Raw genomic sequence first — 26,605 nt, 5'->3', positions numbered from 1 at the left:
AAATTCATTACCGGAAGCGCTGGGGAACACTTCGAAAATATCCCTCGCAAGGCATTCCATCCCTCCACCGATGAAGGAGTAAACAATCATGCGCAAAAGTGTTGTCGCGAAGACCGTCGCCGGTGCCGCCGCCGCTCTCGGCATGCTTGTCGCCTTCCAGGCGCCCGCGTCGGCCGACGCTCCGTCGGCGACGGTGACGCCGTCGTCCGGGTTGGCGGACAACGCCGTGGTCCAGGTGGGTGCGTCGGGGCTGACGGCGGGTGCGGCCTACACCGTCGGCGAATGCGCCGAGGTTTCTTCCGGCGTGCTCGCCTGTAACGCTTCGGGCCGGGTCGACGTGACGGCCGCGGGCGACGGGACCCTTTCCACTCCGCTGACCGTGAAGAAGAGCTTCGAAGGAATTCTTTTCGACGGCACTTCGTACGGTACCGTCGATTGCACCGCGGTCACCTGTGTGATCGGTTTGGCCGACGCCTCGGGTAATGGTCCCGCCGGTGTCGCCATTTCTTTCCAGTAGTGCCGTGACGCACGAGGGCACGGGTCGCCACGCGGTGATCCGTGCCCTTATGTCCGCTTGAGGCGAAGCTCATGATCGGGACGGTGTAACTCACTGGGAAGGGGTGAGGCGGACCCTGCCCGATCGTGCGATCGGAACCTACGCTCGTTTGCGCAGCTTGATGGGGGTTTCTGGACCGCAAAGGAGCATTTCCGTGGCACGTCCGATACAGAAGATAGTGATCGTCGGCGGCGGGACGGCAGGCTGGCTGTCCGCCGCGTACCTGAACCGCGCGTTCGGCAGGAAGGTCGACATCACCCTCGTCGAATCGCCGCGGATCCCGCGGATCGGCGTGGGTGAGGCCACGGTCCCGACGCTGCGGACCACCTTTTCCTTCCTCGGCATGGAAGAAGCGGACTGGATGCCGAAGACCAACGCGGTCTTCAAATCCGCCGTCCGGTTCAACGACTGGCGCAAACCGCACGAGGGCCGCGACAGCCACACCTACTACCACCCGTTCTTCGACGTTCCCGAACCCGCGGTGCGGAACTACGAGAAGCCGTTCCACAAGCGCTTCGGCCGCGGTGTCTCGCTCGCGCACTTCTGGCTCAAGCAACGGCTGGCCGGGGACACGCGCGTGCGGGAGACCTTCGGTGACGCGGGAATGGCGCTCCAGCGCCTCTGTGAACTCGACAAGGCGCCGAAACCGTTGCCCGGCACCGACGCGCCGGACCCCCACTACCGCTACGCCTACCACTTCGACGCCGCGCTGATCGCCAAGTACCTCCGGGAGCTGGCGACCGGCCGCGGCGTCAAGTTCGTTTCGGCGGACGTCAAGTCGGTGAGCGTCGACCCGCGCGGCGTGATCGAGAAGGTCGTCACGGACACCGCCGGCGAGATCGAAGGCGATCTTTTCCTGGACTGCACGGGATTCCGGGGCCTGCTGATCAACCAGACGCTGAACGAGCCGTTCGTCAGCGCCAACGACGTCCTGCTGTGCGACTCCGCCGTCGCGCTCCCGGCCCGGCACCAGGAAGGCGGGCTGCGGCCCTACACCTCCGCCACCGCCAAGCCGGACGGCTGGATCTGGGAGATCCCCCTCGCGGACCGTGACGGCACCGGGTTCGTCTACTCCAGCGCGTTCACCACGCCGGAGAAGGCCGAACAGCAGCTGCGGCAGCACCTCGGCGGCCGGGACCACGACATCGCGGGCAACCACATCAAGATGCGCGTCGGGCACAACCGGCGCTCGTGGGTGAACAACTGCGTCGCCGTCGGGTTGTCGAGCTGCTTCGTCGAGCCGCTGGAGTCCACCACGATCGCGCTCATCGAGTACCAGCTCGCCTTGCTGGTGCTGCACTTCCCGGACTCGGATTTCGACGAGCGCCGCAAGACCCGCTACAACGAACTGATGGTCAGCGCGTTCGAGGACCTGCGCGACTTCATCGTCATGCACTACACCCTGACCGACCGCGACGACACCGAGTTCTGGCGCGCCGTCCGGGAAGCGCCGATCCCGGCCAGCCTGGAGGAGAAGCTCACCGAGTACGCGGAGAGTGTCATCATCCCCGACGGCAGCCAGCTGCGGCTGTTCGAGACCCGCAGCCTCTGGGCGATCCTGTCCGGAATGGACTTCGACTTCAAGAAGGCCCCGCCGTCGGTCGACCTGATGAACGACGCCGCCGCGTGGGAGATGTTCGAGCAGATCGACAAGGAGCGCGAGATCTACTCCGCCGGTCTGCCCAGCCACCGCGAATACATCGAGGCCCTGCACCGAGGCCTCTGATAGCGCGTGAAGGCCCCCTTCCCTCGGCTCAGCAGAGGGAAGGGGGCCTTCACGCGGGTCGGGTCAGCCGGCGAGCGGGAGGTCGTCCCGGTCGCCGCGGTCCCGGCCGTCGACGCTGTGCAGGTGCCGTTTCTTGTTTCCCTTCAACAGGGTCACCGTCACGACGAGCCCGATGACGGCGAAGATCACGCAAGCCACGAACGACGCCTGAAGCCCGGCGGTGAACTCCGCGGGCCCGCCCGGCGCGGCGGTGAACGACGTCGACACCGAGGTGACCACGGCGACACCGAGCGCGCCGCCGATCTGGAACGAGGCGACGTTGATCCCCGACGCCGCCCCACTGTCGGCCTGCGGCACCTTGGACAGCGCGGCCACCGACGCGGCCGCCATCCCCGCGCCGAGACCCGGGCCGAAGACGACCAGGCCCCACAGGATGTCGGCGCCGTAGCTGCCGTTCACCGGCACCTGCGCCAGCAGCAGGCAACCGGCGCCGAGCAGCACGAGACAGGCCGCGACGACCGGCCGGACACCCAGCCTGGTGACGACGGACTGCCCGACGTACGCGCCGACGAACGCCAGCGTCGGCATGACCGACTGCAGCACCCCGAACTCCAGCGGGCTGTAGCCGAGGACGACCTGGCCGTACATCGAGATGGTGACCGAAAGCCCGAAGGCCGCCATGCCCATCGCGACCGTGACGAGGTTGCCGCCCGCGAGCGCCGGACGGCGGATCAGCGCCAGCGGCACCAGCGGTGCCGACGAACGCTTCTCCACCACCACGAACAGCACGAGGAGCGCGGCCGCGACGGCGAACAGGCTCAGCGTCGCCGTGCTCGTCCAGCCCCACACCGGCGCCTGGACGACGGCGAGGATGATCGCGACCAGCGCCAGCGTGCTGATCACCGCGCCCGCGACGTCCTGGCTGCGGCGCTTGCCGGAGTCCCGGCTCTCCTGCAGCAGCACCGGCGCGAGCAGGATGACCAGCACCGCGAGCGGCACGTTGACGTAGAACACCCACTGCCAGCCCAGGGTCTGGGTGAGCAGCCCGCCGACGAGCAGCCCCGCCGTCGCGCCGATCCCGCCGATGCCGGACCAGCCGGCGAGCGCGGTGTTGCGGCTCTTGCCCTCGGGGAAGGTGTTCATGAGGATCGACAACGCCGTCGGCACCATCAGCGCCGCCGCGATCCCGCTGAGCGCCCGCGCCGCGATGATCACCGCGGGACTCCACGCCAGACCACAAAGGACGGACCCGACGAGGAACAGCGCCGTGCCGAGCACGAACACCCGGCGCCTGCCGAAGTGGTCGGCCGCCCGGCCGCCGAGGATGAGCAGCCCGCCGAAGGTGATGAGCTTCGCGCTCAGCACCCATTGCGCGTCGGCGGGCGACATCCCGAGGTCGGGCGCCAGCGACGGCAGCGCCAGGATGACACTCTGCGAATCCAGCAGGACCGCGAAGTTGGCCGCGCACAACAGGACCAGCGCGGCCCAGCGGAATCGGACGGCCTGGCCGGCCGCCTGGAGATGACTCACCGGAACTCCTCGTGCTCGTAGCGAAAGAATCAGGCCGCGGGACGCTCGGCCTCGCCGGTGTCCGTCTTGGCGGTGGGGAGGGTGGTCACGGTGGCGTTCTTCTTGCCACCGCCGGAGAACAGCACGCGGCGCATCATCGACGGCTTCATCAGCGCCTGCGGCGGGTCGATCAGCGAGATGGTGCGCATGAAGCCGCGCGCCACCACCGGATCGTTCGCCGCGGCCGCCATCACCTTCGACATGTAGGCGTTGCCGATCTTGGTCGCGAGGGTGCGCTTGCCACGCACCGTCTCGTAGCCGAGGTCGGCCGACGCGGACATCATCCACGGCGAGTCGGTTTCCTTCGCCAGGTCGCGGAAGAACCCGCGGTACGTCGGCTCGACGCCCTTCTCCAGATGCTTGCGCAGGACGTTCGCGCCCATCGCGGCGACCGTCATGCCCTGGGCGTAGACGGGGTTGAAGATGCAGGCGGCGTCACCGAGGATCAGGTACCCGGCCGGGAAGCGGTTCAGCTTCTCGTAGTGGCGGCGGACGCTGGCGGGGAACCGGAACGAACCGGCGGGCGCGCGCTGCTCCGCGTTCTCGATGGCGTCGTAGACCTCCTTGACCGGCAACGTCTTGGCGTAGGCCAGGAAACCCTCGTGATCGGTCGGCGCCCGGTCACCCGCGATCCCGGTGAGGGTGAGCGCGTACCGGTCGGCCAGCCGCGCGAAGATGCCGCCGCGCGGGAAACCCGGGGTCGCCGTCGGGACCAGCGCGATGTCCTCGCCGAGCGGGTCGACGGGCAACGGGCCGACGAAGTCCATCGTCGTGTAAGTCAGGTCCATCTGGACCTTCTCCTCCGGCGCCTTCTCGTAGCCGAGCTCTTCGAGCCAGCGCGGGGACCGCGAGCCGCGCCCGGAGGCGTCGACGATCAGGTCGCCGCTGATGATCTCCTCGGCCCCGCCGTCGCGGCTCTGCACGCGGACACCGGTGATGCGCTCGTTGCCCTCGTTCGCGACCAGGCCGACGATGTCCGTGCGCTCACGCAGGACGACACCCGGCCGCGGCAGCGTGCGCGACCGCAGGAAGTGCTCGATCACCGGCCGGTTCGCGGCCACACAGGCCATCCCGGTGTCGGTGACGGCGAACATGTCGCCGTTGAAGTAGTAGTGACAGGTCGAGCCGTAGTCGCCGACCGGGACACCGGCCGCGATCATGTCGTCGACGAACCCGGGGAACAGGTCCTCGATGATGATCCGGCCCCGTTCGAGCAGGGCGTGGATGTGGATCGCCCACGAGATCGCCGGGCGCAGATTCGTCCCGGCCGCGGTGAGATCGTCGCGTTCGATGACGGTCACCTGGCGGTAGGCGTCGGAAAGCACGCGGGCGGCGAGCATCCCGGCGATGCTGCCCCCGAGCACGATGGCGTGATCGCCGATCTTCGTTCCCATTGGCGTGTGCCTTTCGGTGATCAGGTGAGTGGACGATTACGAAAAACGCTATGCCGGTCGGTCGCGGCACTCTTCTCCCGCTTTGCGTAGCGCTTCTCCGGGGTTGCGAGCTTGTCCCGCGGTGGTATTCCGGTGCCCGGCGAACGCGTAGTTTCCGTGGTGGACCTCCGCGCCACGAGGAAGGAGCACGGAATGGGTTCGGCGTTCGTCGTCCGGTATCAGACGACCCCGGAAACCGCCGGTGAGAACGAAAAGCTGGTGGAGGCCGTCTTCGCGGAATTGGCGCGGGATCGGCCCGATGGGCTGAGCTACGCGTCGTTCAAACTCGACGACGGGGTGAGTTTCGTCCACGTCGGTGTCGTCGAAGGCGACGGGAACCCTCTCGCCGCGTCGACCGCGTTCCACGAGTTCCAGCGGGGCATTCGCGAACGCGCCCCGGAAGGACCGGTACCCAGTGGGGCCACGCTCATCGGCTCCTATGGCTTCTCCACCGCCGAAAACGGAAAACGAAACGAGGAGACAGACCGATGACCGCTACCGCCGACACCGCCACCGGCGTCGCCGCCCTCCCGGGCCAGATCGTCGCCGCCTGGGCCCGCCACGACGCGGAGGCCTTCGCCGACGTGTTCGTCGAGGACGGCACGATGATCCTGCCCGGCGTCCACGTCAAGGGCCGCGACAACATCGCGAAGTTCATGGCGGGCGCGTTCGCCACCGCCTACCAGGGCTCCCAGGTCACCGGCACCCCGTTCGACGTCCGGGAGATCGCGCCCGGCGTCGTCGTGCTGTACACCGAAGGCGGCGTGATCCAGGCCGGCGACACCGAGGTCGCCGACAACGCCAAGGTGCGCGCTTCGTGGACCGCGGTCCTGCGGGACGGCGAGTGGAAGCTGGCCGCCTACCAGAACACCCCGCGAGACTGAGGTCTCGCACGAAAGAGCCCCTGCTCGCGATCTTCGCGGGCAGGGGCTCTTTCGTCGCGTCAGCGGAAGAACTTCGTCAGCAGTTCCGCGCCCAGCGTGTCGTCCATCAGGTGGCCCGCGGTGTCCATGGTGACGTACTCACCCCGCGGTATCCCGTCGGCGACGGCCTGGCACATGTCCTTCATCCACTGTGGACTCTTGTTCCCGCCGAGCACGAGGCTCGGCACCGTGATCGCGGCCAGCTCCTCGACCGGGACGCGGTCCGCGTCGTCGGACAGGATCGAGTCGTACGGCATCGAATGCGCCATCGCCTCGAACGCCGGCCAGATCGGATGCGTCGAGAAGAACTCGATCTCGTCGTCGGTGAACAGCGCGTCCCATTTCAGAAACAGCGAGACGGCTTCCTTGATCCTGTCCTGTTCGAGCAACTCCATGAGCTGCTCGGTGTAGCCCGGCGGGACCTTCGGGCCGCTGTACGGGGGTTCGTACATGGCCAGTTTGATCATCGGGACGCCGCGCGCGGCCGCCGGCACGGCGATCATCGAACCGGTGCAGTTCGCGAAGACGTGGGCGGTGCCGCCCGCGGCCTCGATCACCGCCGCGAGGTCCTCGATCTCGCGGTCCACTGTGTACGGTCCGACGCGTTTGTCGTCGCTGTCGCCGCGGGCGCGGCGGTCGTAGTTGTACACCGTGAAGTTCTCGGACAGGCCTTCGGCGAGTTCGGCGTGCATCGCCTTCTCGTTCAGGCCGCCGCCGACGATGACGACCGGCGGCCCGGTGCCCGACTTCTCGTAGGCGATGGTGGTCCCGTCGGCGGACTTCACCTTCTCGATCGGGAGATCGCGGTTGCCGTAGTCGAGGTTCTCGATATTGGCTTCAGTCACTTGTCGCCCCTCGCGCGCAAGGCCTGCTTGAACTTCCGGAGGTCGTCGAGGAAGAGGTCCGGCGCTTCCAGGCCGGGGAAGTGCCCGCCCCGGTCGAGCCGCCGCCACTGCACGATGTCGGAGAACGCGCGGTCCGCGTAGGTGCGGATCGGTTCCATGATGTCGTACTTGTAGGCGGCCACGCCGATCGGCGTCGAGATCGGCGGCAGGGGAGCGACGAACGTCTTGTACTCCTCGAACCGCGGGTGCGCGACGGCCAGTTCGGGGTGCGGCGTCGCCGAAGTCCGGGTGAAGGCGGCGTTGTCGCAGTAGAAGTGCGCCGCGTTGCCCGCCGAGCCGGTGAGCCAGTACAGCGTCACGGTGGCGAGCAGGTCGTCCCGGTCGAAGACCTCTTCTGGCGAGTCGACGGCGCCCGACCACGCGTGGAACTTCTCGATGTACCAAGCGAGTTGCCCGACCGGCGAGTCCGCCAGGCTGTAGCTCAGCGTCTGCGGCCGGGTCGCGTGCTCGACCATGTACCCCGGCGCGGGGAGCATGTACGGGTCGAGCAGTTCGAGCTCTTCCTGGCTCAGGCCTTCGAGATCACTCGCGTCGGCCGGCTGGGTCACGAGGAAGTTGACGTGCGCGGCGAGCACGTTGTCCGGCTTCATCGCGGCGAGGATGATGGAGATGAACGATCCCCAGTCCGCGCCCTGCACGATGTATTTCTCATAGCCGATCTCGGCCATGAGCTTGCCCCAGATCTCCGACATCTTCGGCACGGTCCAGCCGTGCTGCGTCAGCGGAGTGGAGAAACCGAAGCCCGGCAACGTCGGGATGACCAGGTGGTAGGCGTCCTTCGGGTCGCCGCCGTGGGACCGCGGGTCGGTCAGCGGCCCGATGAGGTCCAGGTACTCGACGATCGAGCTGGGCCAGCCGGTGGTCATCACCATCGGCGTGGCGTCCGGCTCCGGTGACCGCACGTGCAGGTAGTGGATGTTCGCCCCGTCGATGTTCGTGACCACCTGCGGGAACTGGTTGATCTTGGCCTCGGTGGCGCGCCAGTCGTACTCGGTGCGCCAGTACTCGACGAGCTCCTTCAGGTACGACTGCGGGACACCGCGCGTCCAGCCGACGTCGGGGGTCTCGGCGGGCCAGCGCGTGTCGGCGAGCCGTCTGCGCAGGTCGTCGATGGCTTCCTGTGGAATGTCCACTTTGAACGGAGTCATGATGGTTCCTTCCAGGCTCAGCGGACGATCGACCGCGAAAGCACGTCGGTGATGGCGGTGGAGATCTCCGCGGCCTGCTCCTGCTCCAGCACGAGCGGCGGGCCGACGACGAGGGTGGGGCCGTAGTCGCGGGCGAGGACGCGGTGCTCGCCGCGCAGGTCGTCGATGATGGCGACCATGCGGTCGAACGGCATCGGCTCGCCGGTGTTCGGGTCCGCGGTCAGTTCGATGCCGACCATCGCGCCGTGCACGCGGACGTCGTGGACGATCGGGAGGTTCCGGATGCCGTCGAGGCCCTCGGTGAACCAGCTCTCGATCTTCTTGGCCTGGCCGAGGATGTTCTCCCGCTCGATGATGTCCAGGTTCGTCAGCGCCAGCGCGCAGGCGACCGGGTGGCCCGAGTAGGTCAGCCCGTGGAAGAAGAACTTCTCGGGGTTGCCGACCATGACCTCGCCGATCTCGTCACGCATGAGGACGGCGCCGAGCGGCGCGTAGCCGCTGGAGATCCCCTTGGCGGTGACGATGATGTCCGGGCTGTAGTGCGCCGAAGCGAACCAGTCGCCGGTGCGGCCGAACCCGGTGATGACCTCGTCGGCGATCAGCAGGATGCCGTACTTGCTCAGCAGCGTGCGGATCCGCGGCCAGTAGTCCTCCGGCGGGACGATGACGCCGCCACCGCCCATCACCGGCTCGCCGATCATCGCGGCGATCTTCTCCGGACCGACGCGGAGGATCTCGGTTTCCAGCTCCTGCAGAAGGAAGTCGGTCGGGTCCTGGCCGCCGAACATCTCCGGGTGCGAGACCATCGGCGGGCTCACCTTGGTCACGTGCGGCATCGTGGGCCCGGCCCCGAAGTGCATGTCGTCCATGCCGCTGACCGAACCGCCGGCGAGAGTCGTCCCGTGGTAACCGAACTGCCGTCCGATGATCCAGGTCCGCTCGGTGTCACCGCGTTCGAAGTGGTACCGCCGCGCGATCTTGAGCGCCGCCTCGGTCCCGTCCGAACCACCGCTGGTGAAGTGGATCTTGCTCATCCCCGCCGGGGCGAGCTCCGCGAGACGGGCGCCGAGCCGGATCGCCGGTTCGTTCGAATACTCGCGCCACAGCGAGAAATACTCCAGCTTCTCCGCCTGCGCGGCCGCGACCTCGGCGAGTTCGGCGCGCCCGTGGCCGACGGCGACCACCCAGTTGCCGCCCGCCATCCCGTCGATGAACGGGACGTCCGCGGCGTCCCACACCACGGATCCCTTGCCCCGCACGAAGATGTTGCGCTCGGTCCGGGTCGGGTTCTGGTGCGGGTGGATGAGGTGCCTGCGGTCCAGGGCCTGAAGCGCTGCCGCGTACTCCGCGCTCCCTGGCGCCTCGCTAGCGATGGTCATTTCTGCGTTCCCTCCGCGGATTCCGGCATCAGACAAGAACCACGCTAGGGGAGACGGGCAAAGCGGTCTTCTCGCTGATTGCCGCAGGAATCAGGAATTCTTGCCGCAACCGAGGAGAAACCGGGCCCCTGTCGATCTTGCTAAATTCCCGGTATGGCCGATTTTGTCGTGGTTGGGGCCGGTGCGTCCGGTTGCGTCCTCGCTAACCGATTGAGCGCGGACCCCTCCGTCTCCGTCGTCCTGATCGAAGCCGGGTCGTCCGACGACCATCCGAACTTCGTGGTCCCCGTCGCCGGTGGGAAATTCTTCAAGACCCGGTACGACTGGGACTTCGATACCCACCAGGAGCCGCATTGCGAAGGGCGGCGGGTCTACCTGCCCCAGGCGCGGGTGGTCGGCGGCGGGAGTTCGGTGAACGGCGGCGCCTACGTGCGCGGCAACCGCGCCGACTTCGACGAGTGGGGTCAGCCCGGCTGGGATTTCGCCGGGATACTCCCGTATTTCCGGCGTTCGGAGGACAACGAACGCGGCGAGGACGAGTTCCACGGCGTCGGCGGGCCGCTGCGGGTCAGTGACGGCCGGGCGGGGAATCCCAGCTCCGCCGCGTTCACCGCGGCCGCGCTCGAAGCGGGTTACCACCACAACACCGACTTCAACGGTGTCACGCAGGAAGGGTTCGGCGCGTTCCAGGTCACGCAGCGGGACGGCCGCCGGGCCAGTACCGCGTCGGAGTTCCTGCGTCCCGTGCTGGACCGGCCGAATCTCACCGTCGAGACCGACCTCGAGGTGCACCGGGTGCTCGTCGAGAACGGCCGTGCGGTCGGGGTCGTCGGCAACCGGCTCGACGAGCTCGTCGAGATCCGCGCCGAACGTGAGGTCATCATCAGCGCCGGCACGTACAACTCGCCGAAGATCCTCATGCACTCCGGGATCGGCCCGGCCGATCACCTGCGCGCGTTCGGCATCGACGTCACCCTCGACCTGCCCGACGTCGGTCAGCAGCTGCAGGACCACCCGCATGTCTGGCTGAGCTTCGGCCACGACAAACCGGTGAGCCTGCTCGCCGCCGGCGACCCCGAACACGTCGAGGCCTACGAACGCGATGCGACCGGTTTCCTCACCTCGGGCGGCCCGGAGACCGGCGGGTTCGTGACGATCAGCGGTGACGCCCCGGATCTCCAGTTCATCTGCATGCCGCTGATGATCTCCGACGGCTTCCTCTCGCCGCCGTCCCGGCACGCGATCTCGTTCGGCGCTTCGGTGGCGAAGCCGCGCACGCGCGGGAGCGTGACGTTGTTCAGCCCCGAACCGACCGCCAAACCGAAGATCGTCCAGAACTACCTCGCCGACCCGGCCGACCTCGCGATGGCGATCGAAGGGGTGCGGATCAGCCTGGAACTCTCCCGGCAGGTCGCGCTCAAGCCGTACACGCTCGACGCCATCGCGGCCCCCGCCTCCGGCACGGACGCGGATCTGGCCGCCTTCACCCGGCGGAACGTGCTCACCGGCCATCATCCGGTGGGGACCTGCGGAATGGGCCGGGTCGTGGATGCGCAATTGCGGGTTCTTGGAATAGAATCACTACGTGTCGTGGACGCTTCCGTCATGCCGACGATCGTGCGGGGCAATACCAACGCCCCGGTCATCGCCATCGCCGAAAAGGCCGCGGATTCGATTCTCCACCAGCGCACCGAAAGCGCCGACAGCGCAAACTGACGACGAGGAAGATCTGAGACTATGGCTGACAAGACACCGCAAGCGATCGACATCACCTTCGAGGCCGAAGTCATTCCCGACGGGAACAGCGGCTGGCCGTGCGTGAACATGCCGGACTCCGCGGAGTTCTTCGGCACCGGGAAGGCAGTCAAGGTCAGTGGCACCGTGGACGGCCACGACTACGAGGCGAGCATGCTCCCGATCGGCGGCGGCGTGCACATGCTGCCGTTGCGCAAGCCGTTCCGGAAGGTCATCCAGAAGGAGATCGGCGACAAGGTCACCGTGCACCTGACCAAGCGGATCTCCTAAGCGGCACAACGAAAAGGGCCGGACCGAGAAACTCGGTCCGGCCCTTCTCATGTCGGGCTATTCGCCGCCGGTCCAGATCGGCCGCAGCTCGACGCTCTGCCCGGGAGCGGCGAACTCCTCGGCGATCTCGTCGGCCCGGGCCTGGTCCTTGGCCTCGATCAGGAAGAAGCCGGCGAGGTGGTCCTTCGTCGACGAATACGGGCCGTCGCTCTTCTTCTTCGAACCGTCCGATCCGACTTCGTAAAGGCTCGCCTTGGCCGGGTCGCCGAGCGCTTCCCCGCCGACCAGCTCACCGTTTTCGTGTAAACGGCCGAGCAGTGCTTCGAATGCCTCGAAGTGCTTCTTGCGTTCGCCATCGGAGAGGCCGGAGAACTCCGGGGTGAATTCCTCCACGGGGTGTCCCCACGGCTCGGGGTGCGAGTAGAGGAGGACCATGTACTTCATTCTCGTTCCTTTCTCACTTACGCTTGTAGGCGGCCATCGTCGCGGAACCGAATCCGGCGATCAGCACGGCGCTGGCGACCAGCACCCAGATGATCTCGCCGGCGTCCGGGCTGCCGCTCATCAGGCCTCGCATCGCGGTGACCAGATGCGTGATCGGGTTCCAGCTGACCGCGGCTTCGAGCCAGCCGGGCATCGTGGACGGCTGCACGAACACGTTGGACAGGAAGGTCAGCGGGAACAGCGCCACCATGCTCACGCTCATCACGGTCTTCTCGGACCGCATGGACAGGCCGAGGAACGTCCAGATCCAGGAAAGCGAGAACGAGAACACCAGCAGCAGAGCCACGGCGCCGACCGTACCGGCGATACTGCCCAGGTTGTAGCCCATGATCAGGCCGACACCGATGATGACGACGCAGCCGATGAGGTAGCGCAGGAAGTCGCCGAGCAGGTAGCCGACGATCGTGGCGGGGCGCCAGATCGGCAGCGTCCGGAAGCGGTCGAAGACACCCTTGGCGATGTCGCTGTTCACCGCGACACCGGTGTACATCGTGATCATCACGACGGTGATGGCGAGGATGCCCGGGAGCAGGTAGTCCAGGTACGCCTCGGTCGAACCGCCGATGGCGCCACCGAAGAGGTACGTGAACATCACGGTCATGATGATCGGGAAGCCCGTGACGTCGAACAGCTGCTCGGGCAGGTGCTTGATCTTCAGCGCGGCCCGCCAGCCGAAGGTCAGCGAGGCGGACAGCGCGCTGGGGCGCTTGGGCCGGTCGACCGACGCGAGTACCGCGTCGAGCGCGTCGACGTCGGCGGGCCGGGTCTCCTCGGCCGCCTCGGTCGTTTCGGTCGGCTTGATGGTGGAAGTCATCGGTTCGCCCCCTCCTTGGCGGCGTTCTCCGGCGTCGCGGGCCGGTCGGTGAGCGCGAGGAACACCTCGTCGAGGCTCGGCTGCCCGAGCGAGAACTCGTCGACGACGATGTCCCGCAGTGAAAGTTCGTGCAGTGCCTTGGAAGCCCACTCGGCCATGCCGGCGTCGCCTTCCACACCCGGGATACGGGCGCTGACCAAGACCTCGTCGTGCTCCGAAAGCGTGGGCTGCTCCAGGAACCGGGCCAGCACGTTCTGCGCGTCGGTCCGCTGGTTCGAGTGCCGCAGCCGCAGGTGGATCGCACCGACGCCGATCGACGCCTTCAGCTGGCCGGGCGTGCCCTCGGCGATGACCTTGCCGTGGTCGACGACCGCGATGCGGCTGGCGAGCTGGTCGGCCTCGTCGAGGTACTGGGTGGTCAGCAGCACCGTGGTGCCGCGTTTGACGACCGCGCGCACGATGTCCCAGACCTGGTTGCGGCTGCGCGGGTCGAGACCGGTGGTCGGCTCGTCGAGGAAGAGCAGATCCGGGGTGTTCACGATGCTGGCGGCGATGTCGAGCCGCCGCCGCATACCGCCGGAGTAGTTCTTCACCTGACGCCCGGCCGCCTCGGTCAGCCCGAAGGCGTCGAGGAGCTGTTCGGTGCGCGCCTTCGCGGCGGCCTTGCCGTGGCCGAGCAGGCGGCACAGCAGGATCAGGTTCTCGGTGCCGGTCAGGTCGTCGTCCACCGAGGCGTACTGACCCGTGAGGCTCACCCGGGCACGGACGGCGTCCGCCTCGCGCACGACGTCGTGACCGAAGACCTTGGCCTGTCCTCCGTCGGGACGCAGCAGCGTCGCCAGCACCTTCACCGAAGTGGTCTTGCCCGCCCCGTTGGGGCCGAGAACGCCGTACACTGTCCCCGCGGGAACTGTGAGGTCGAGCCCGTCGAGCGCTCGTTTCTCTCCGTAGATCTTTGTCAACCCGGACGCTTCGATCGCGGGATCCCCGTCGCGGTCCTTTGCCATGATTGAACCCTTCTGGTTCTGTTTATCTTCGATTGTGTCGGTGACGGATCACCACGAACAGTGATCAGGCCACGACCGCGATATGAAGAGTTCATGGTCGCCGATCACGGCCGGGACAGCTTCTCCCGTCGTGCTCTTCTCCGCCTCGCCCGCAGCCGAGGAGATGTCCCGCGCGGGAGCGCGCCGAGAATCGGGGCATTGCCTGATGGCGCCCTAGGGAGGACGAAAATGACCTGGTACTCCGACGATGGCCTGTGGTCGGGTTTCTCCGAGTTGATGTGGCCGCAGTACCTGACCGTCGAGGCCGACGAACTCGTGCGGGAGTCGCCGTTGCTGGCCTTCCCGTCGGGCTCCCGGGTGCTCGACCTGTGCTGCGGGCCGGGCCGGTTCGTCGTTCCGCTCGCCCGCAAGGGTTACCAGGTGACCGGCGTCGACCTGAACGCGCCCGTGCTGGACCGCGCCAAGCAGGCCGCGGCCGACGCCGGGGTCTCCGCCGAGCTGGTCCAGGGCGACATGCTCGAATTCGTGCGTCCCGGCGGTTTCGACGTCGTGCTGAACATGTACACGTCGTTCGGCTATTTCGACGAGGCCGAGAAGAACTTCCAGGTGCTGCGCAACGCGCACACGAGCCTGGCGCCCGGCGGCAAGCTCCTGCTGGAGGTGTTCGGCAAGGAGATCGTCGCCAAGAACATCGGCCGCACGCACGCGTTCCCGCAGCCCGAAGGCATCGCGTACATGCGGCACAGCGTTCTTGAGGACTGGACCAAGCTGCGCACCGACTGGACGCTGGTCGACGGCGACGTCGCGCGTTCGGCGCACATCCAGTCGTTCATCTACAGCGCCGCCGAACTGCGCCGCCTGTTCGAGGACGCCGGCTTCACCGACGTCGAGGCCTACGGTGGTTTCGACGGAGCGCCGTACGACAAGCGCGCCAAGCGGCTGATCGTGCAGGGCGTCAAAGCCTGACCGCCGTCCGCGGGCTCCTTCCGTCCACAAGGGACGAAAGGAGCTCGCGCACGCGGCGGTCCATGTCGTCCCGCAGCGGCCGGATCCCGGTGATCCCTTCGTGTTCCGGGTTGGGGACGACCCACTCGACGTACCGTGTCCCTTCGGCGACCGGATAGGTCTGGCAGCCCATGGTGATCACGACGTCGGCCGCCGCCACGTCCTCGTAGGTGACCTGGCTGGGCACTTCACCGCTGATGTCGACGTCCCATTCCGCCAGCGCGCCCGCCACCAGCGGATTGATCTCGTCCGCCGGCTCGCAGCCCGCGGACCGCACGGTCACCCGGCCGAAACCGTGGTGTTTCAGCAGTGCGGCGGCCATCTGCGACCGGCTCGCGTTGTGCACGCATACGAAGAGGATATCCGTCATCTTCCGCCCATTCCGTCCGTATCGGTGACTCGTACCGAGGCTACCCGTGAATTCCTCATCGGAATCGCATGAGGAACAGAGCGGCAATCGAGGAGAACTTCACCGGCGGCGTCCCATTCGCAGCATGGGAGAAGAGGCCGCCGCCGATGCGCTGCGACACTTTCCCGGTCCGCGAGAAAAGGAAGCTGGGGGTTGCGATGACCGTGATTCGGGTGTGCGGCGCCGTCATGGCGCACCCCCGGCGCCGGGCGGAGGCGGAAGCGCTCGCGCGACTCGATCCCGCCGGCGCGACGAAAGTGGTGCTGGATCCCGATCCGGACGGTCCGCCGACGGCCGCGCGCACCACGAAACTGGCCTGGAGCAGCGTTCCGGAAGACGCCACGCACTTTCTCGTCCTGCAGGACGACGTCGAGCTCGCCGACGGTTTCTTCGAACACGCGCGGAAAGCGGCCGAGCGGCTGCCGGACGACGCGATCGCCTTCTATGCCAACTGGAACTCCCGCAACGGCGCGGCGGTGCGGATGGCCGCGGCCTCGGGGGCGGACTGGGCGACGGCGGTCAACGAATACGCCCCTTGTCTCGCGTTGATGCTGCCCGCCGAAATCGCCCGCGGTTATGCCGGATACGCGGTGCGCGACGGCGACGGCTGGCCTTGTGACGTGCTGATGTTCCGTTATCTCAAAGCGCTGGAAGTGCCGATCCGGATCGCGGTGCCCAATACCGTCGAGCATTCCGGCCTGCCCAGTGTCGCCGGGAACGACGCGCACGGTCTACGGCGTTCCGCGTGTTTTTCCGGCGTGGCTCCGGCGACGGCGGGCGGTGTCATCGCCGAGCACGAAGTGATCCCGTTCCACAAACACCTGACTTCCGAATGCGCGGTGCGCGGCGACGGGTACTGGGACTATCCCGGAACGGAACGGCTCCTGCGGCGATCGGGGATTTCGCCGCAGGAGTGCCGGGCCGCATTCGAGCGGGCTTCGGACCGGTCCGAAGCCGCCTGGCAGACCTGGCTGACCGCGTTCACCATGGGTCTGTCCACAGTGGAGCACAGCAGTGCGGTATTGGACCAAGCGCTCGCGACGATCGGGCCCGGCGGGCTCTGTGATCAGCTCCTCGCGTCCGAGATCGAGGCGATCACGCCTTCGCACCACGACGTGGCCGTGCACGCCTTCGCCGCCGGACGCGATCGAGCGGGACGTCCGAGGCGGCCGCGGCGGGCGTCCGGTATCGAGGTCGCGATCACCGGCCCCGGCGGGGCGCTCGCCGAACACCTCGCGAGCCTCCTGGCCGAACACGGCCACGACGTCGTCGACAGCGCGAGGGCCTCCGGTGAGACGCGGCTCGTCCACCTCGGCGACCCGTCGGATCCCGGCGACGTCTACTGCGCGATCGTCGATACCGGGCCCCGCGAGCACGTCCTGCGGTTCGCGACGCCGATCGGCCCGCACACCCCGGTGGATTCGGAGGTGGCACGCCTGATCGAGCTCGCCTGGACCCGGCGGGCCCTGCCGGTCGACCCCGACCGCGTCCACCAGTTCACCGACGTGCGCGACATGGCGAGCGCGATCGACGCGGTGCTGACCGGCGGACCGGTCGCGCCGGTGTACGACATCGCGACGGCGACGCTCACCGGGAACGAACTGGCGAAGGTCGTCTGCGCCTCGGTCCGTTCCGTGCCGACGGAACACGTCACTTCGACGACGGAGACACCTGTGCTGAAACTGGGCCTCGCCGCCGCGGAACTCGGCTGGACGGCGACGATCCCGGCCGACGAAGCCGTCCGCGCCTTCGGGAAATGGCTCGCCTACGACACGGATCGCGTCCGATGAGGATCCTCGTCGCGGGCCCCGTCCCCGAAGCCAGCGATTACGGCAACGGCGTCACCGCGCGCCGCTGGGCTCATCTGCTGCGCGATCTCGGCCACGAGGTCCGCGTCGTGCAGGACTACGACGGCGGACGCTACGACCTGCTGATCGCGTTGCACGCACGCAAAAGCGAAGCCGCGATCCGCGCCTTCACCGCCGCCTGCCCGGACGCGCCGATCGTGATCGCGTTGACCGGCACGGATCTCTATCCGGATCTGGCGAGCGCGGGTGTCGACCTGACCTTGCTCGAACGCGCCGCGCGGATCGTCGTCCTGCAGTCCCAAGGAGTTCTGCAGGTCCCGCCCGGACTGCGGAGCCGCACCACGGTGATCACCCAGTCGATGCCGCCGATCCCGGGCGAGGCGCCCGCCGCGGACCGGTTCGAGGTCGCGTTCCTCGCGCACGCCAGGCCGGTCAAGGATCCGCTGCGGCTGAGCGAGGCGGTGCGGCTGCTGCCGTCGTCGTCGCGGATCACCGTGACCCACGTCGGCGGCGTGCGCGAGGACGACATCGGCGACCGGCTGCGCGCCGAGTCCGCGGAGAATCCGCGCTATACCTGGCTCGGCCCGTTGCCGCGGCCGAAAGCGCTCGCCGTCCTCGCCCGCAGCCGCCTGCTCGTGCTCACTTCACTGCACGAGGGTGGCGCGAACGTGGTCACCGAGGCGCTCGCGGCGCGCGTCCCGATCGTGTCGACCCGCATCCCGGGTTCGGTCGGGCTGCTCGGTGAGGACTACGCCGGCTATTTCCCCGTCGGCGACACCGAGGCGCTCGCGGCTCTTCTCGACGCCGCCGAGCACGACCGGGACAGGCTTTACACGCGGATACGGCGGCAATGCGCCGCACACCGGGCTTCGGCGGATCCGGAGCGCGAAACCGGGTCATGGGAACGATTGCTCGCCGAAGTGATGCCAGCGAACGCCGGATACGAGGGAGTGCGATGAAACTCAGGAAGAGCGTGCCGAAGGTCGGGGGCGGCGGGGTGCACCGGGAGTTCACCGCCGAACAGACCTACGCGCGGATCGAACCGCACCTGCGGCGCGCCGGGGTCACCCGGGTCGCGGAGATCACCTGGCTCGACCGGGTCGGCATCCCGGTCTACAACGCCATCGCGCCACGCTCCAACGACATCATCTCGGTCTACAACGGCAAAGGCCTGACGAACACCGACGCCAGGACGTCCGCTGCGATGGAGGCGATCGAGCGGTTCTCGGCCGCGCTTCCGGTGCGGCCGCAGGTCATCGCGTCCTATGCGGAACTGGTCGCCGAAGGTCGCACGGTGCTGGACCCGCGTGAGAACAACGCGGAGCTTTCCGCGCACTACCGCGACGATCTCCCGATCTCGTGGGTCGAGGCGTACGACCTGATGCAGGAGGAGTCCATCCTCATCCCGCAGGCGTCCGCCGTCTACGGCCTGAAGTTCCACGAACCTCCTTGCTACAAGGTGCTTTCCACCAACGGCCTGGCGTCGGGGAACAGTCTCGAAGAGGCCATCTGCCACGCTCTCACCGAATTGATCGAACGCGATTCGATGACCAACGCCGAACTCGTGAGCAGCCAGCTCGCGCAGGTGCTGGAAAAGGGCATCTTCGTCGAACCGCAGCCCGAGCACATCACCTCCTACCTCCGGGAACTCCACCCGCACGTGGATCTCGAAACGCTGCCGCCGCTGGCGAAGTCCCTTGTGGACAAGTTCCACGACGCCGGGCTGAAGATGCGGATCGTGCACATCACCTCGGATCTGGAGATCCCGAGCTTCCTCGCCGCCACCTCCGAGGACCTCGGCCCGACGACTTCGCAGGGACACGGCGGGTTCGGCACGCATCCCGACGCGAACGTCGCGCTCATCCGCGCCATCACCGAATGCGCGCAGGGTCGCGCGGTCGACATCCAGGCGATGCGCGAGGACATCCGGCTCCCGACCGAGAACGTTTCCAAGTACCAGAACCACGTCCAGCGGTCGGCGACGATCGACAAGGGCGCGTGGGCCTGGCAGCCGATGCGCAAACAGGTCGCGTTCGACGAGATCCCGTCGTGGACCACCGACGACGTGATGACCGACATCAAGCTGATCCTGGACCGGATCCGCGCGGCGGGCATCGACCGCGCGCTCGCCGTCGACCTCTCGCCGCCGGGGATCCCGGTGAGCGTCGTGCGGGTGATCGTGCCGCGGCTCGAATCGTGGGCCGTCGACCACTGCAAGATCGGCCCGCGCGGGGCGGCGGTCTGGAACGACACGCTGCTGGAACTCTCCGCCCGCATCCGGGCCGCCGAACTTTCCAAGCCCGCTTAGGAGATCGTCATGCGCGCAGTGGTTTTCATCGGCCCGAGCATCGACCTCGAGTCGGCTTCGGCCGAACTCGACGTCGAGTTCCTGCCGCCGGTCAAACGGGGCGACCTCGCCGAACTGCTGGCCCGGCCGGAGCCGCCCGAGGCGATCGGCATCGTGGACGGCCGTTTCCTGCAGAGCCTGTGCATCTCGCCGAAGGAGGTGCTCGAAGCGATGGACCGCGGCGTCACGATGTTCGGCTCGTCGAGCATGGGCGCCTTGCGCGCGGCGGAATGCTCGCCGTTCGGCATGGTCGGCGTCGGCAAGATCTACGAGGAGTACTTCTCCGGGAGGATCGACGCCGACGACGAGGTCGCCGTCACCTACGACGAGGAGAACCTCTCGGCGTTGTCGGAGCCGATGGTGAACATGCGGTTCGCCATCGCCGCCGGCGTCGAGCAGGGCGCGTTCGCCCCCGAAACGGGGGAGCGGTTCCTGGAGATCGCCAAGGAGCTGTACTTCCCGCAACGCGTCAACCGGACCGTGCTCATGCTGCTGCGCCGGGAGGTCCCGGAGGACGAGTACGCCAGGATCGCCGCGTTCTTCGCCGCGGGCGCCCCCGACACGAAACGCGAGGACGCGCTGCTGCTCCTCGCGGCCATGCGGGAGCACCTGGACCCGGCCGTCAAACCACAGATCAAACCCGTCGAAGACCGAGGTGCGCTGTGAACGTCGACCCTTCGCTCGCCCCGCTGGCCGGGTTCAGCCCCGAGCAGCTCGAACGGTTCCTGGAGGCCGTGCGGACCTCGTCCGACGGCGTCCAGGGGACGCTGGAGTCCCTGACCATGACGATCATGACGTCGATCGAGTGACCCGAGGCGATCAGGAATCGAGAAGCGCCGCAAAGCGGTCTCACCTAGCGTGACCGGCATGGACATCGCCATTCACGGGAGCTTTCTTCCGCAGACCGACCCCGAAGCCGCCATCGCGTTTTACCGCGACCTCCTCGGCTTCGAGGTGCGCAACGACGTCGGTTACGAGGGGATGCGCTGGATCACCGTCGGCCCGCCGGGGCAGCCCGTTTCGATCGTGCTGCACCCGCCGGCGGTCGATCCCGGCATCACCGAGGACGAGCGCCGCGTCATCGGCGAGATGATGGCCAAGGGCACGTACGCGGGCATCCTGTTCTCCTCGGACGACCTCGACGGCCTCTTCAAGCACCTCGCCGACGGCAACGCCGAGATCATCCAGGAGCCGACCGACCAGCCGTACGGCCTGCGGGACGGCGCCGTCCGCGACCCGGCCGGGAACCTGATCCGTATCCAGCAGCGCGTCTGACCTCACCGGGTGCGGGCGCGGACGTGGACCCGTTCGCCCTGCTCACCGAAGAGGCTGAGCACCTCGACCCGCCCGCGGCCGGTGGCGCCGAACCAATGCGGCGTCCGGCAGTCGAACTCGGCCGCCTCACCGGGGCCGAGGACGACGTCCTGGTCGCCGAGCACGAGCCGGAGCCTGCCCCGCAGCACGTAGAGCCATTCGCGGCCGGTGTGCGTGCGCGGGCGGGGTTCGTCGTCGCCCGCCGGGATCGTCATCTTGTAAGCGCGGGGCCCGTTCTCGTGCCGGGTGAGCGGGATGAGGACGCGGCCGTCCTCGGGCGGTTCGAGCACCCTCGGTGACGACACGATCTCGTCGACGCGCACGCCCAGCGCGGCGACGACCGGCAGCACCAGTTCGAGGCTCGGTTTCCGCTGCCCGGATTCGAGCCGGGACAGGGTGCTGGTGGAGATGCCGGTGGCGCGGCTGAGCTCCACCAGCGTCGTGCCCTTCTTCTCCCGGGCGCGGCGCAGACGGGGCGCGATCAGCTCGATCGCCGCGGTGACGGTGGGTTGGCTCGCCATCGGGCCAGCACAGCAGCTCGTCCCGATTCCGGCAATGTTCTTTGCCGAAACAGCCAGAAGGCGCCGACGCTGGCGCCATGATCGAAACCCAGCGGCTCCCCATCGGGGTCTACCTCCTCTCCTTCAGCCTGTTCGCGATGGGGAGCGCCGAGTTTCTGATGGCCGGGGTCCTGCCCTCGGCCGCCGCGGACCTCGGCGTCTCCCTGTCTTCCGCGGGCGCCCTCATCACCGCGTTCGCCCTCGGCGTCGTCCTGGGCGGTCCACCGTTCGCCGTGCTCAGCCTGAAATGGCCGCGGCGGACGGCGCTGATGATCACGCAAGCCGTCTTCGCCGCCGCCATCGCGACCGGTCTGCTCGCCGACGACTACTGGACCCTGATGGTCACCCGGTTCGTCGCCGGACTCGCCTACGCCGGCTTCTTCGCCGTCGCCGCGGTGACCGCGATCAGCCTGGTGACACCCGACCGCAACGCCCGCGCTTCCGGCGTCGTCGTCGCCGGGCTCAGCGTCGCCATGGTGGCCGGGGGACCGGCGGGCACCCTGCTCAGCAACCTCACGGACTGGACCGGCGGATTCTGGGGCGTCGTGGCGCTCACCGTCCTGGGCGTGGTCGCCTGCGCCGTCGGCCTGCCCGCCACCGCGTCCGCCGCCCCGAGTCTTTCGGGTGAGGTGCGCGCCCTGCGTTCTTGGCGCCTGTGGGGCGTCTACGCCGTCACGATCCTGAGCACCGCCGCGTACATGGTGTCCTTCAACTACCTGTCGGCGATGCTGGCGGACGTCCTGCCCGCGGTGTGGATCCCCGCCGTCCTCGCCCTGTTCGGGATCGGCGCCTTCGCCGGGCTTTCCGTCGGCGGCCGGATCTCCGACCGGCGCCCGCGTCACGCCCTGCTCGGCGGGGTTCTCGGCATCGTGGTGTTCTCCGCGCTGCTCGCCCTCTTCGCGGATTCCGCGTGGGTCGTCGTGCCGCTGGTGTTCCTGCTGGGAGTGGCGGCCTTCGTGATCAACCCGGCGCTCTACGGGCGGGTGTTCACGATCGCCGCGTCCGCCCCGACCCTCGCCGGCGCGACCACGGTCTCCGCCTTCCAGCTGGGCATCAGCCTCACCCCGGCCTTCGCCGCCGGGGCACTGGACCTGGGGGCTTCGCTGAGCGTCATCCCGTGGATCGGTGCGGCCCTGGCGCTGGTCACCATCCCGCTTGTGCTCATGGATCGCAACCATTGAAGTGCGTCATTGCGTCCGCAAAAAGAAAAATCGACTAGTCAGACTGCGCGGAAACTGGATCGCTGAGCCGGATCTGGATTTCTTGAGGGTCGTAGATCCCGAGTAATGGCGGATTTGCCCCGATCTTACGGCCAGCCTCATGCAGAGCTTCACGGACAAAGGGATAGAGCGCAATCATGGCTGCTCGATTGAGAAATTCCTCCAGCGCTTCGCGGTCGATGGTCACTTCTTCTTTGGCTGTATAGAAGACAGCGGCATCGACGGCATACCCGGCATCTGGAGCATTGATCGTCAAGCGGCCCCGGAGATTGACGCTCGTGTTGTCGACATGGACGAAAAACGTCCAGAACTGCGGGTCGCTTTGGCCGGTTTCCTGCTCTTCGTTCGTGGCCGAGTCCTGGTCCGCGCCGGTGTCACCGCTGCTGATCGCCGCAGCGACACCGGCCGGAAAACCTGAATCGAGCCTGGCGCTGACCTCGTAGAACTGCACATTGACAAGATCGAGCAGGTTGAGCAAGTCGCGGCCTGTGGTGACCGACTTCATTCCGGCTAGCCTGCCATTTCATAGTCGGCGCGGGTCCAGACAACGTCGGGAGCGCGAACGGCCGAAGCGTGCACTCCACGCGTGGATTGAGCCGAGGCAGTGAACTGGACACCGTTCTGCTCACTTGTGGCCGAGCCGAGGCGTATCAGATTGATGCGTCGAGACGGCTGGCTGGATGTCCGAGTTCGTAGCCACGCGTTGATCAGTTCGAGATCGTCGTGATTCGGGTGCAGGACCTCATCATCGTAAGTCTTGCCCGCTTCTCGAAGCCATTCGTTGACATCTGCCCAAAGCCAAACGCCGCCACTGACCAGATTGAATGGTTCGGGAAACGGCAGTTCTTTCCGGCGAACACCGCGAACCCACTGGCCGACGGCTTGTACTGTGGCGCCGGCTCGCCCGGCGATGTCAGCTTTTGTGACCAGGTCTTCATAGGCACGGTGAATGATGACGCCGAACTGGGTCTCAAGCTGCGCGACCACGTCCGTGGCGGCTGTCAAGGCCGTATCGCCTTCGCTGGTGACTGTCAGCAAACTCGTTCTGCCGTGTTCGCTGTACATGACGTCGATCGTGTTGGAAATCTCGAAGGCGTGCTCCTCTTCGAGGCGATCGATACTGAAGATCAACTCATACTGACCCATTACACCCTCCTTGGTCAGCGCTGTAACCCAACGTACCACGTCTGTTTCGGGAGTGAAACAGGCTTAACTCGATCGGCCCTTGGGCAGGGGTCGGGGCGTGTTGGCGTGTCGATCGGGGCACAGATCCGCACGTCGACGCAGCCGACGAGCGGCATTGCCGACGTTCGGCGGAGTGTGGGGTACTGAGATCGAGTCGTATCCGCACGGGCACATCAGCACAAAGCCGTGGCCGCCGGGACGGATGGTCCAGTCGTGCTCCTCGACAAGCTCCTTGATGACCTCATTCAGTTCCGGTTTGTCGTGGTAGCGGGTGCCCAACGACTACCCTTCCCCCTCGGCTGGCCTTGTGGTCAACGCCTCTTCAGCGAGTCTGAGTAACTACTCTTCGCGCACGACTCATCACCACTTGCGTGATTTGGTGACCCACTGTAGCGGCACCATGCATCATGCAGCAACTAGGTGAGCGGTTGGTGTCACCGTTTCAGGGTGCCGTCCGCTTGTGCTCATTTGCTAGCATGCGAGCATGGACCGGGTCGAGAAACGGCAATTCAACGTCTACCTGCCGCCCGACCTCATCAAGCGGGTGAAGCACGCGTCCGTCGACGCCGACGAGTCGCTCTCGTCGTTCGTCGAACGGGTGCTGGAGGACTACCTGCGGACCAGTGAGGAACGCGAACGATGAAGGTCATGCCGATCCGCTACAGCTCCGACGTCGCGGCGATGAAGCGGTTCTACGAGGCGCTCGGCCTGCGGACCGGTTCGGTGTCGCGCCCCGGCGGCTGGGTCGAACTGCCCGCCGAGGGCGGGATACTGGCGATCCACCAGGCGTCCGGCGAGGACGTGGGCCGCTGCGAGCTGGCCTTCGAGGTCGGCGAACCGCTGGAGGACGTCGCGGAACGCCTGCGGGCGGCCGGATTCGAGCCCGGGCCGACGATGGACGAAAGCCACGGGTACTCGATGCGCGTCCAGGATCCCGACGGGGTCTGGGTGCAGCTCAACCTCTACGAGCGAGACCTCTACACATGACCGGGATCCGGCTGGCCGTCGGCATCGTCGCGCTCGAGTTCGCGGCCGCGGTCACCGGTTTCGTCGCGTCCACCCTGCTGCCCGTCGTCGCCGCCGAACTCGACGCGAGGGACAGTCTCGGTCTTTTGATCGCCGGCTCGACGCTGGGCCTGTTCGTCGCGCTTCCCTTGGCGAGCCGGGTTCTCGGCCGTCTCGGTCCTCGCGGCACCCTCGCCGCCGGGATGATCGCCTACCTCGGCGGGCTGTTCCTGGCCGCCGTGTCGCGGACGGCGTGGATGTTCGCGCTCGGCCAGTTCTCCGCCGGGCTCGCCAGCGGTCTGCTCGCGGTTTTCGGGGTCAGCTCGGCGATCCGGCATCTCGACGACCGGCTGCGGATCCGCGTGGTCGCGGCGTCCTCGGCGATGTGGATCCTGCCCGCCCTGATCGGCCCGGCCGCCACCCTCGGTCTCGAACACCTCGTGGGCTGGCGGTGGACCCTGGTGTTGCCGGTGCCGTTCGTCCTTTTCGGGCGGTTGCTGGTCGTTCGTGCCACTCGCGGCGACCCGCCCTCCGCCGAGGCGCCGCGCCCGCTGCTGCGGACTCTTTCGGTGCCGCTGGGCGCGGCGTGTGTCGTGTTCAGCGCGGGCCGGTGGCCGCTCGCGCTGGCCGGGGCGGCGATCACCGTCGCCGGGATGATCGCGATCCTGCCGGAAGGAACCGCGCGCCTCCGGCCGGGGATACCGGCCGCGCTCGGCGCGATGGTGCTGTTCGCGATCGGCTATTTCGGTGCGGACAGCCTGATCACCGTTCTGCTGACGACCGGGTTCCAGGTGAGCCTCGGGCAGGCGGCGATCGTCCTGAGCGCCGCCCCGCTGGGCTGGGCGCTGACCAGTCTGGTGGCCACGAAATTCGCCTCGCCGCGGTTTCCCGTGATAGGCCTGAGCCTGACCGCCCTCGGCACCGCCGCCGTCGCTTTCGGCGGTTCGTTCCCGGTGGCCCTCGTCGCCTGGACGCTCGCGGGAATCGGCGTCGGACTGGCTTATCCGGGCCTCTACATCAGAGCAACGACCGCGGACTCGAACGGTTTCCCCGCCGCGGAACTCGCGACCGCCGTCATCACCGCGGAATGCGTCGGGCAACTGCTCGGCCGGGCCGTCGGCGGCGCGCTGAGTTCTTCCGGCACCGGCCTGTTCGCCTCGTACCTGCTTTTCGCGGCCGCCTTGGCGGCGGCCGCCGTCGCCGCACGCTGATCTGTCCTAAGTAGACAGACGTGCACCGTCCATTCGGCCGACCCGTCGCGTCCGCCGAATGCGCCGAATGGCAACAAGATCGACTTCGGGATTCGAAACATCGGGGAGCACTAGAGTAATCGCCATACTCTATTGCCGGGAACCGATGCGGCCCATGCTGGTGGAGTGGCACGCATGGGGGATGTAGTTCTCCGATCCCGCAGCGCTCGCCGTGCCCGTCTTCTCCGTGTCCACGGCCGCGACGCCCGACAGGACGGCCACAGGGGCACGACCAGCAGCAGGTTAACCCGTATCCCGCCGAACCGGAGGAACCCATGGACGGAGAGACCCAGTCCTATGTGGTCGTGCTCAACGACGAGGAGCAGTACTCGATCTGGCCCGCCGGCCGTGACCTGCCGCTCGGCTGGCGCGGCGACGGTGTCAGCGGTTCCGAGGCGGAATGCCTGGCCCACATCGGTGAGGTCTGGACGGACATGCGCCCGCTGAGCCTGCGCCGGGCCGTGGAGCCCGCCGGTTCTGTCAACCACTCTCACGGCGAAGGATGACTGCGAG

30 protein-coding genes are annotated in these 26,605 nt (G+C 67.5%); 18 read left to right on the top strand and 12 right to left on the bottom strand.

The features are described 5' to 3' along the window. The first annotated feature begins 88 nt into the window (after positions 1 to 88). Complete coding sequence (locus IE302_RS17445; RefSeq protein WP_191255533.1) at positions 89 to 517, top strand: enediyne antibiotic chromoprotein; 429 nt, start codon at positions 89 to 91, stop codon at positions 515 to 517. 193 nt (positions 518 to 710) lie between these two features. After that, complete coding sequence (locus IE302_RS17440; protein WP_191255532.1) at positions 711 to 2,282, top strand: tryptophan halogenase family protein; 1,572 nt, start codon at positions 711 to 713, stop codon at positions 2,280 to 2,282. A gap of 63 nt (positions 2,283 to 2,345) precedes the next feature. Here IE302_RS17440 and IE302_RS17435 read toward each other — a convergent pair whose 3' ends face one another. After that, positions 2,346 to 3,812 (bottom strand): MFS transporter, encoded by a 1,467-nt coding sequence (locus IE302_RS17435; protein ID WP_191255531.1) that lies wholly within the window; start codon positions 3,810 to 3,812, stop codon positions 2,346 to 2,348. 29 nt (positions 3,813 to 3,841) lie between these two features. Beyond that, positions 3,842 to 5,245: an FAD-dependent oxidoreductase gene (locus IE302_RS17430; RefSeq protein WP_191255530.1), complete on the bottom strand. Its 1,404-nt coding sequence runs from the start codon at positions 5,243 to 5,245 to the stop codon at positions 3,842 to 3,844. Positions 5,246 to 5,437: 192 nt separating this feature from the next. On the opposite strand from IE302_RS17430, the gene IE302_RS17425 reads away from it, so the two are divergent. Both IE302_RS17425 and IE302_RS17420 read left to right on the top strand, forming a co-directional pair. Further along, entirely contained in the window at positions 5,438 to 5,776 is a 339-nt protein-coding gene (locus IE302_RS17425; RefSeq protein WP_191255529.1) for a hypothetical protein, read from the top strand. Next, positions 5,773 to 6,168 (top strand): SgcJ/EcaC family oxidoreductase, encoded by a 396-nt coding sequence (locus IE302_RS17420; RefSeq protein ID WP_191255528.1) that lies wholly within the window; start codon positions 5,773 to 5,775, stop codon positions 6,166 to 6,168. Before IE302_RS17425 ends, IE302_RS17420 begins: the two co-directional genes overlap by 4 nt. Positions 6,169 to 6,227: 59 nt before the next feature. Here IE302_RS17420 and IE302_RS17415 read toward each other — a convergent pair whose 3' ends face one another. Genes IE302_RS17415 through IE302_RS17405 form a run of 3 tightly spaced genes read right to left on the bottom strand, consistent with a single transcriptional unit; the run spans position 6,228 to position 9,639 of the window. Further along, positions 6,228 to 7,052 carry an alpha/beta fold hydrolase gene (locus tag IE302_RS17415; RefSeq protein WP_191255527.1) on the bottom strand — a complete coding sequence of 275 codons (825 nt, stop codon included), beginning with the start codon at positions 7,050 to 7,052 and terminating at the stop codon, positions 6,228 to 6,230. Next, positions 7,049 to 8,260 (bottom strand): epoxide hydrolase family protein, encoded by a 1,212-nt coding sequence (locus IE302_RS17410; RefSeq protein WP_191255526.1) that lies wholly within the window; start codon positions 8,258 to 8,260, stop codon positions 7,049 to 7,051. Before IE302_RS17410 ends, IE302_RS17415 begins: the two co-directional genes overlap by 4 nt. Positions 8,261 to 8,277: 17 nt before the next feature. After that, positions 8,278 to 9,639 (bottom strand): aminotransferase family protein, encoded by a 1,362-nt coding sequence (locus IE302_RS17405; RefSeq protein ID WP_191255525.1) that lies wholly within the window; start codon positions 9,637 to 9,639, stop codon positions 8,278 to 8,280. Positions 9,640 to 9,792: 153 nt separating this feature from the next. Here IE302_RS17405 and IE302_RS17400 point away from each other — a divergent pair, with 153 nt between their 5' ends. Next, positions 9,793 to 11,355 (top strand): GMC family oxidoreductase, encoded by a 1,563-nt coding sequence (locus IE302_RS17400; protein ID WP_191255524.1) that lies wholly within the window; start codon positions 9,793 to 9,795, stop codon positions 11,353 to 11,355. Between the two features lie 21 nt (positions 11,356 to 11,376). Beyond that, entirely contained in the window at positions 11,377 to 11,664 is a 288-nt protein-coding gene (locus tag IE302_RS17395) for a DUF1905 domain-containing protein (protein WP_191255523.1), read from the top strand. 57 nt (positions 11,665 to 11,721) lie between these two features. Here IE302_RS17395 and IE302_RS17390 read toward each other — a convergent pair whose 3' ends face one another. Genes IE302_RS17390 through IE302_RS17380 form a run of 3 tightly spaced genes read right to left on the bottom strand, consistent with a single transcriptional unit; the run spans position 11,722 to position 13,989 of the window. After that, positions 11,722 to 12,108: a YciI family protein gene (locus IE302_RS17390; protein ID WP_191255522.1), complete on the bottom strand. Its 387-nt coding sequence runs from the start codon at positions 12,106 to 12,108 to the stop codon at positions 11,722 to 11,724. 13 nt (positions 12,109 to 12,121) lie between these two features. Further along, positions 12,122 to 12,982, bottom strand: coding sequence for an ABC transporter permease (locus IE302_RS17385; RefSeq protein WP_229907808.1), 861 nt, complete (start codon positions 12,980 to 12,982; stop codon positions 12,122 to 12,124). After that, entirely contained in the window at positions 12,979 to 13,989 is a 1,011-nt protein-coding gene (locus IE302_RS17380) for an ATP-binding cassette domain-containing protein (protein WP_191255521.1), read from the bottom strand. Before IE302_RS17380 ends, IE302_RS17385 begins: the two co-directional genes overlap by 4 nt. Positions 13,990 to 14,217: 228 nt before the next feature. Here IE302_RS17380 and IE302_RS17375 point away from each other — a divergent pair, with 228 nt between their 5' ends. Then, a complete protein-coding gene (locus IE302_RS17375) occupies positions 14,218 to 14,955 on the top strand; it encodes a class I SAM-dependent methyltransferase (RefSeq protein WP_191255520.1) in 738 nt (245 codons plus the stop codon). On the opposite strand, the gene IE302_RS17370 is transcribed toward IE302_RS17375, so the two are convergent. Continuing rightward, entirely contained in the window at positions 14,945 to 15,364 is a 420-nt protein-coding gene (locus IE302_RS17370) for an arsenate-mycothiol transferase ArsC (protein ID WP_191255519.1), read from the bottom strand. The genes IE302_RS17375 and IE302_RS17370 overlap by 11 nt on opposite strands. Before the next feature lie 197 nt (positions 15,365 to 15,561). Between IE302_RS17370 and IE302_RS17365 the strand changes: the two genes are divergently transcribed. Genes IE302_RS17365 through IE302_RS17340 form a run of 6 tightly spaced genes read left to right on the top strand, consistent with a single transcriptional unit; the run spans position 15,562 to position 20,833 of the window. Next, a complete protein-coding gene (locus tag IE302_RS17365; protein ID WP_191255518.1) occupies positions 15,562 to 17,193 on the top strand; it encodes an NAD-dependent epimerase/dehydratase family protein in 1,632 nt (543 codons plus the stop codon). Beyond that, positions 17,190 to 18,170, top strand: coding sequence for a selenoneine biosynthesis selenosugar synthase SenB (senB, locus tag IE302_RS17360; RefSeq protein WP_191255517.1), 981 nt, complete (start codon positions 17,190 to 17,192; stop codon positions 18,168 to 18,170). The genes IE302_RS17365 and senB overlap by 4 nt, the downstream gene beginning before the upstream one ends. Next, on the top strand, positions 18,167 to 19,519 hold the full coding sequence (locus IE302_RS17355) for a YcaO-like family protein (RefSeq protein WP_191255516.1): 1,353 nt from the start codon (positions 18,167 to 18,169) through the stop codon (positions 19,517 to 19,519). The genes senB and IE302_RS17355 overlap by 4 nt, the downstream gene beginning before the upstream one ends. A gap of 9 nt (positions 19,520 to 19,528) precedes the next feature. Next, positions 19,529 to 20,224 (top strand): TfuA-like protein, encoded by a 696-nt coding sequence (locus tag IE302_RS17350; RefSeq protein WP_191255515.1) that lies wholly within the window; start codon positions 19,529 to 19,531, stop codon positions 20,222 to 20,224. Next, positions 20,221 to 20,367 (top strand): hypothetical protein, encoded by a 147-nt coding sequence (locus IE302_RS17345; RefSeq protein WP_191255514.1) that lies wholly within the window; start codon positions 20,221 to 20,223, stop codon positions 20,365 to 20,367. The genes IE302_RS17350 and IE302_RS17345 overlap by 4 nt, the downstream gene beginning before the upstream one ends. Positions 20,368 to 20,425: 58 nt before the next feature. Then, positions 20,426 to 20,833 (top strand): VOC family protein, encoded by a 408-nt coding sequence (locus IE302_RS17340; RefSeq protein ID WP_191255513.1) that lies wholly within the window; start codon positions 20,426 to 20,428, stop codon positions 20,831 to 20,833. Between the two features lie 2 nt (positions 20,834 to 20,835). Here IE302_RS17340 and IE302_RS17335 read toward each other — a convergent pair whose 3' ends face one another. After that, positions 20,836 to 21,393 carry a helix-turn-helix domain-containing protein gene (locus tag IE302_RS17335; protein WP_191255512.1) on the bottom strand — a complete coding sequence of 186 codons (558 nt, stop codon included), beginning with the start codon at positions 21,391 to 21,393 and terminating at the stop codon, positions 20,836 to 20,838. A gap of 77 nt (positions 21,394 to 21,470) precedes the next feature. Here IE302_RS17335 and IE302_RS17330 point away from each other — a divergent pair, with 77 nt between their 5' ends. Next, positions 21,471 to 22,613 (top strand): MFS transporter, encoded by a 1,143-nt coding sequence (locus IE302_RS17330; RefSeq protein ID WP_191255511.1) that lies wholly within the window; start codon positions 21,471 to 21,473, stop codon positions 22,611 to 22,613. Between the two features lie 34 nt (positions 22,614 to 22,647). Here IE302_RS17330 and IE302_RS17325 read toward each other — a convergent pair whose 3' ends face one another. Both IE302_RS17325 and IE302_RS17320 read right to left on the bottom strand, forming a co-directional pair. After that, entirely contained in the window at positions 22,648 to 23,157 is a 510-nt protein-coding gene (locus IE302_RS17325) for a hypothetical protein (protein ID WP_191255510.1), read from the bottom strand. A gap of 5 nt (positions 23,158 to 23,162) precedes the next feature. Further along, on the bottom strand, positions 23,163 to 23,798 hold the full coding sequence (locus IE302_RS17320; RefSeq protein ID WP_191255509.1) for a hypothetical protein: 636 nt from the start codon (positions 23,796 to 23,798) through the stop codon (positions 23,163 to 23,165). 523 nt (positions 23,799 to 24,321) lie between these two features. Between IE302_RS17320 and IE302_RS17315 the strand changes: the two genes are divergently transcribed. From IE302_RS17315 to IE302_RS17300, 4 genes are all read left to right on the top strand, one after another. Next, the gene (locus IE302_RS17315) at positions 24,322 to 24,480 is read left to right on the top strand and encodes a CopG family transcriptional regulator (RefSeq protein ID WP_191255508.1); all 159 of its coding nucleotides are present in this window, start codon (positions 24,322 to 24,324) and stop codon (positions 24,478 to 24,480) included. Continuing rightward, a complete protein-coding gene (locus IE302_RS17310; protein WP_191255507.1) occupies positions 24,477 to 24,824 on the top strand; it encodes a VOC family protein in 348 nt (115 codons plus the stop codon). The genes IE302_RS17315 and IE302_RS17310 overlap by 4 nt, the downstream gene beginning before the upstream one ends. Continuing rightward, positions 24,821 to 26,053, top strand: a complete 1,233-nt coding sequence (locus tag IE302_RS17305; protein WP_191255506.1) for an MFS transporter — start codon at positions 24,821 to 24,823, stop codon at positions 26,051 to 26,053. The genes IE302_RS17310 and IE302_RS17305 overlap by 4 nt, the downstream gene beginning before the upstream one ends. 314 nt (positions 26,054 to 26,367) lie before the next feature. Next, positions 26,368 to 26,598: an MbtH family protein gene (locus IE302_RS17300; RefSeq protein ID WP_191255505.1), complete on the top strand. Its 231-nt coding sequence runs from the start codon at positions 26,368 to 26,370 to the stop codon at positions 26,596 to 26,598. The last annotated feature ends 7 nt before the right edge of the window (positions 26,599 to 26,605 follow it).

The organism is Amycolatopsis oliviviridis (genome assembly GCF_014654365.1).
Lineage (GTDB): Bacteria > Actinomycetota > Actinomycetes > Mycobacteriales > Pseudonocardiaceae > Amycolatopsis > Amycolatopsis oliviviridis.
This window is presented reverse-complemented; position numbering and strand designations above follow the sequence as displayed.

What these genes read in the sequence shown, in the direction of transcription:
- IE302_RS17395 (WP_191255523.1), top strand. Translation starts at nt 11,377, where the DNA reads ATGGCTGACAAGACACCGCAAGCGATCGACATCACCTTCGAGGCCGAA.
- IE302_RS17325 (WP_191255510.1), bottom strand. Translation starts at nt 23,157, where the DNA reads ATGAAGTCGGTCACCACAGGCCGCGACTTGCTCAACCTGCTCGATCTT.
- IE302_RS17335 (WP_191255512.1), bottom strand. Translation starts at nt 21,393, where the DNA reads ATGGCGAGCCAACCCACCGTCACCGCGGCGATCGAGCTGATCGCGCCC.
- IE302_RS17405 (WP_191255525.1), bottom strand. Translation starts at nt 9,639, where the DNA reads ATGACCATCGCTAGCGAGGCGCCAGGGAGCGCGGAGTACGCGGCAGCG.
- senB (WP_191255517.1), top strand. Translation starts at nt 17,190, where the DNA reads ATGAGGATCCTCGTCGCGGGCCCCGTCCCCGAAGCCAGCGATTACGGC.
- IE302_RS17375 (WP_191255520.1), top strand. Translation starts at nt 14,218, where the DNA reads ATGACCTGGTACTCCGACGATGGCCTGTGGTCGGGTTTCTCCGAGTTG.
- IE302_RS17330 (WP_191255511.1), top strand. Translation starts at nt 21,471, where the DNA reads ATGATCGAAACCCAGCGGCTCCCCATCGGGGTCTACCTCCTCTCCTTC.
- IE302_RS17390 (WP_191255522.1), bottom strand. Translation starts at nt 12,108, where the DNA reads ATGAAGTACATGGTCCTCCTCTACTCGCACCCCGAGCCGTGGGGACAC.
- IE302_RS17420 (WP_191255528.1), top strand. Translation starts at nt 5,773, where the DNA reads ATGACCGCTACCGCCGACACCGCCACCGGCGTCGCCGCCCTCCCGGGC.
- IE302_RS17445 (WP_191255533.1), top strand. Translation starts at nt 89, where the DNA reads ATGCGCAAAAGTGTTGTCGCGAAGACCGTCGCCGGTGCCGCCGCCGCT.
- IE302_RS17315 (WP_191255508.1), top strand. Translation starts at nt 24,322, where the DNA reads ATGGACCGGGTCGAGAAACGGCAATTCAACGTCTACCTGCCGCCCGAC.
- IE302_RS17380 (WP_191255521.1), bottom strand. Translation starts at nt 13,989, where the DNA reads ATGGCAAAGGACCGCGACGGGGATCCCGCGATCGAAGCGTCCGGGTTG.
- IE302_RS17320 (WP_191255509.1), bottom strand. Translation starts at nt 23,798, where the DNA reads ATGGGTCAGTATGAGTTGATCTTCAGTATCGATCGCCTCGAAGAGGAG.
- IE302_RS17400 (WP_191255524.1), top strand. Translation starts at nt 9,793, where the DNA reads ATGGCCGATTTTGTCGTGGTTGGGGCCGGTGCGTCCGGTTGCGTCCTC.
- IE302_RS17365 (WP_191255518.1), top strand. Translation starts at nt 15,562, where the DNA reads ATGACCGTGATTCGGGTGTGCGGCGCCGTCATGGCGCACCCCCGGCGC.
- IE302_RS17410 (WP_191255526.1), bottom strand. Translation starts at nt 8,260, where the DNA reads ATGACTCCGTTCAAAGTGGACATTCCACAGGAAGCCATCGACGACCTG.
- IE302_RS17425 (WP_191255529.1), top strand. Translation starts at nt 5,438, where the DNA reads ATGGGTTCGGCGTTCGTCGTCCGGTATCAGACGACCCCGGAAACCGCC.
- IE302_RS17340 (WP_191255513.1), top strand. Translation starts at nt 20,426, where the DNA reads ATGGACATCGCCATTCACGGGAGCTTTCTTCCGCAGACCGACCCCGAA.
- IE302_RS17310 (WP_191255507.1), top strand. Translation starts at nt 24,477, where the DNA reads ATGAAGGTCATGCCGATCCGCTACAGCTCCGACGTCGCGGCGATGAAG.
- IE302_RS17370 (WP_191255519.1), bottom strand. Translation starts at nt 15,364, where the DNA reads ATGACGGATATCCTCTTCGTATGCGTGCACAACGCGAGCCGGTCGCAG.
- IE302_RS17355 (WP_191255516.1), top strand. Translation starts at nt 18,167, where the DNA reads ATGAAACTCAGGAAGAGCGTGCCGAAGGTCGGGGGCGGCGGGGTGCAC.
- IE302_RS17305 (WP_191255506.1), top strand. Translation starts at nt 24,821, where the DNA reads ATGACCGGGATCCGGCTGGCCGTCGGCATCGTCGCGCTCGAGTTCGCG.
- IE302_RS17350 (WP_191255515.1), top strand. Translation starts at nt 19,529, where the DNA reads ATGCGCGCAGTGGTTTTCATCGGCCCGAGCATCGACCTCGAGTCGGCT.
- IE302_RS17385 (WP_229907808.1), bottom strand. Translation starts at nt 12,982, where the DNA reads ATGACTTCCACCATCAAGCCGACCGAAACGACCGAGGCGGCCGAGGAG.
- IE302_RS17430 (WP_191255530.1), bottom strand. Translation starts at nt 5,245, where the DNA reads ATGGGAACGAAGATCGGCGATCACGCCATCGTGCTCGGGGGCAGCATC.
- IE302_RS17300 (WP_191255505.1), top strand. Translation starts at nt 26,368, where the DNA reads ATGGACGGAGAGACCCAGTCCTATGTGGTCGTGCTCAACGACGAGGAG.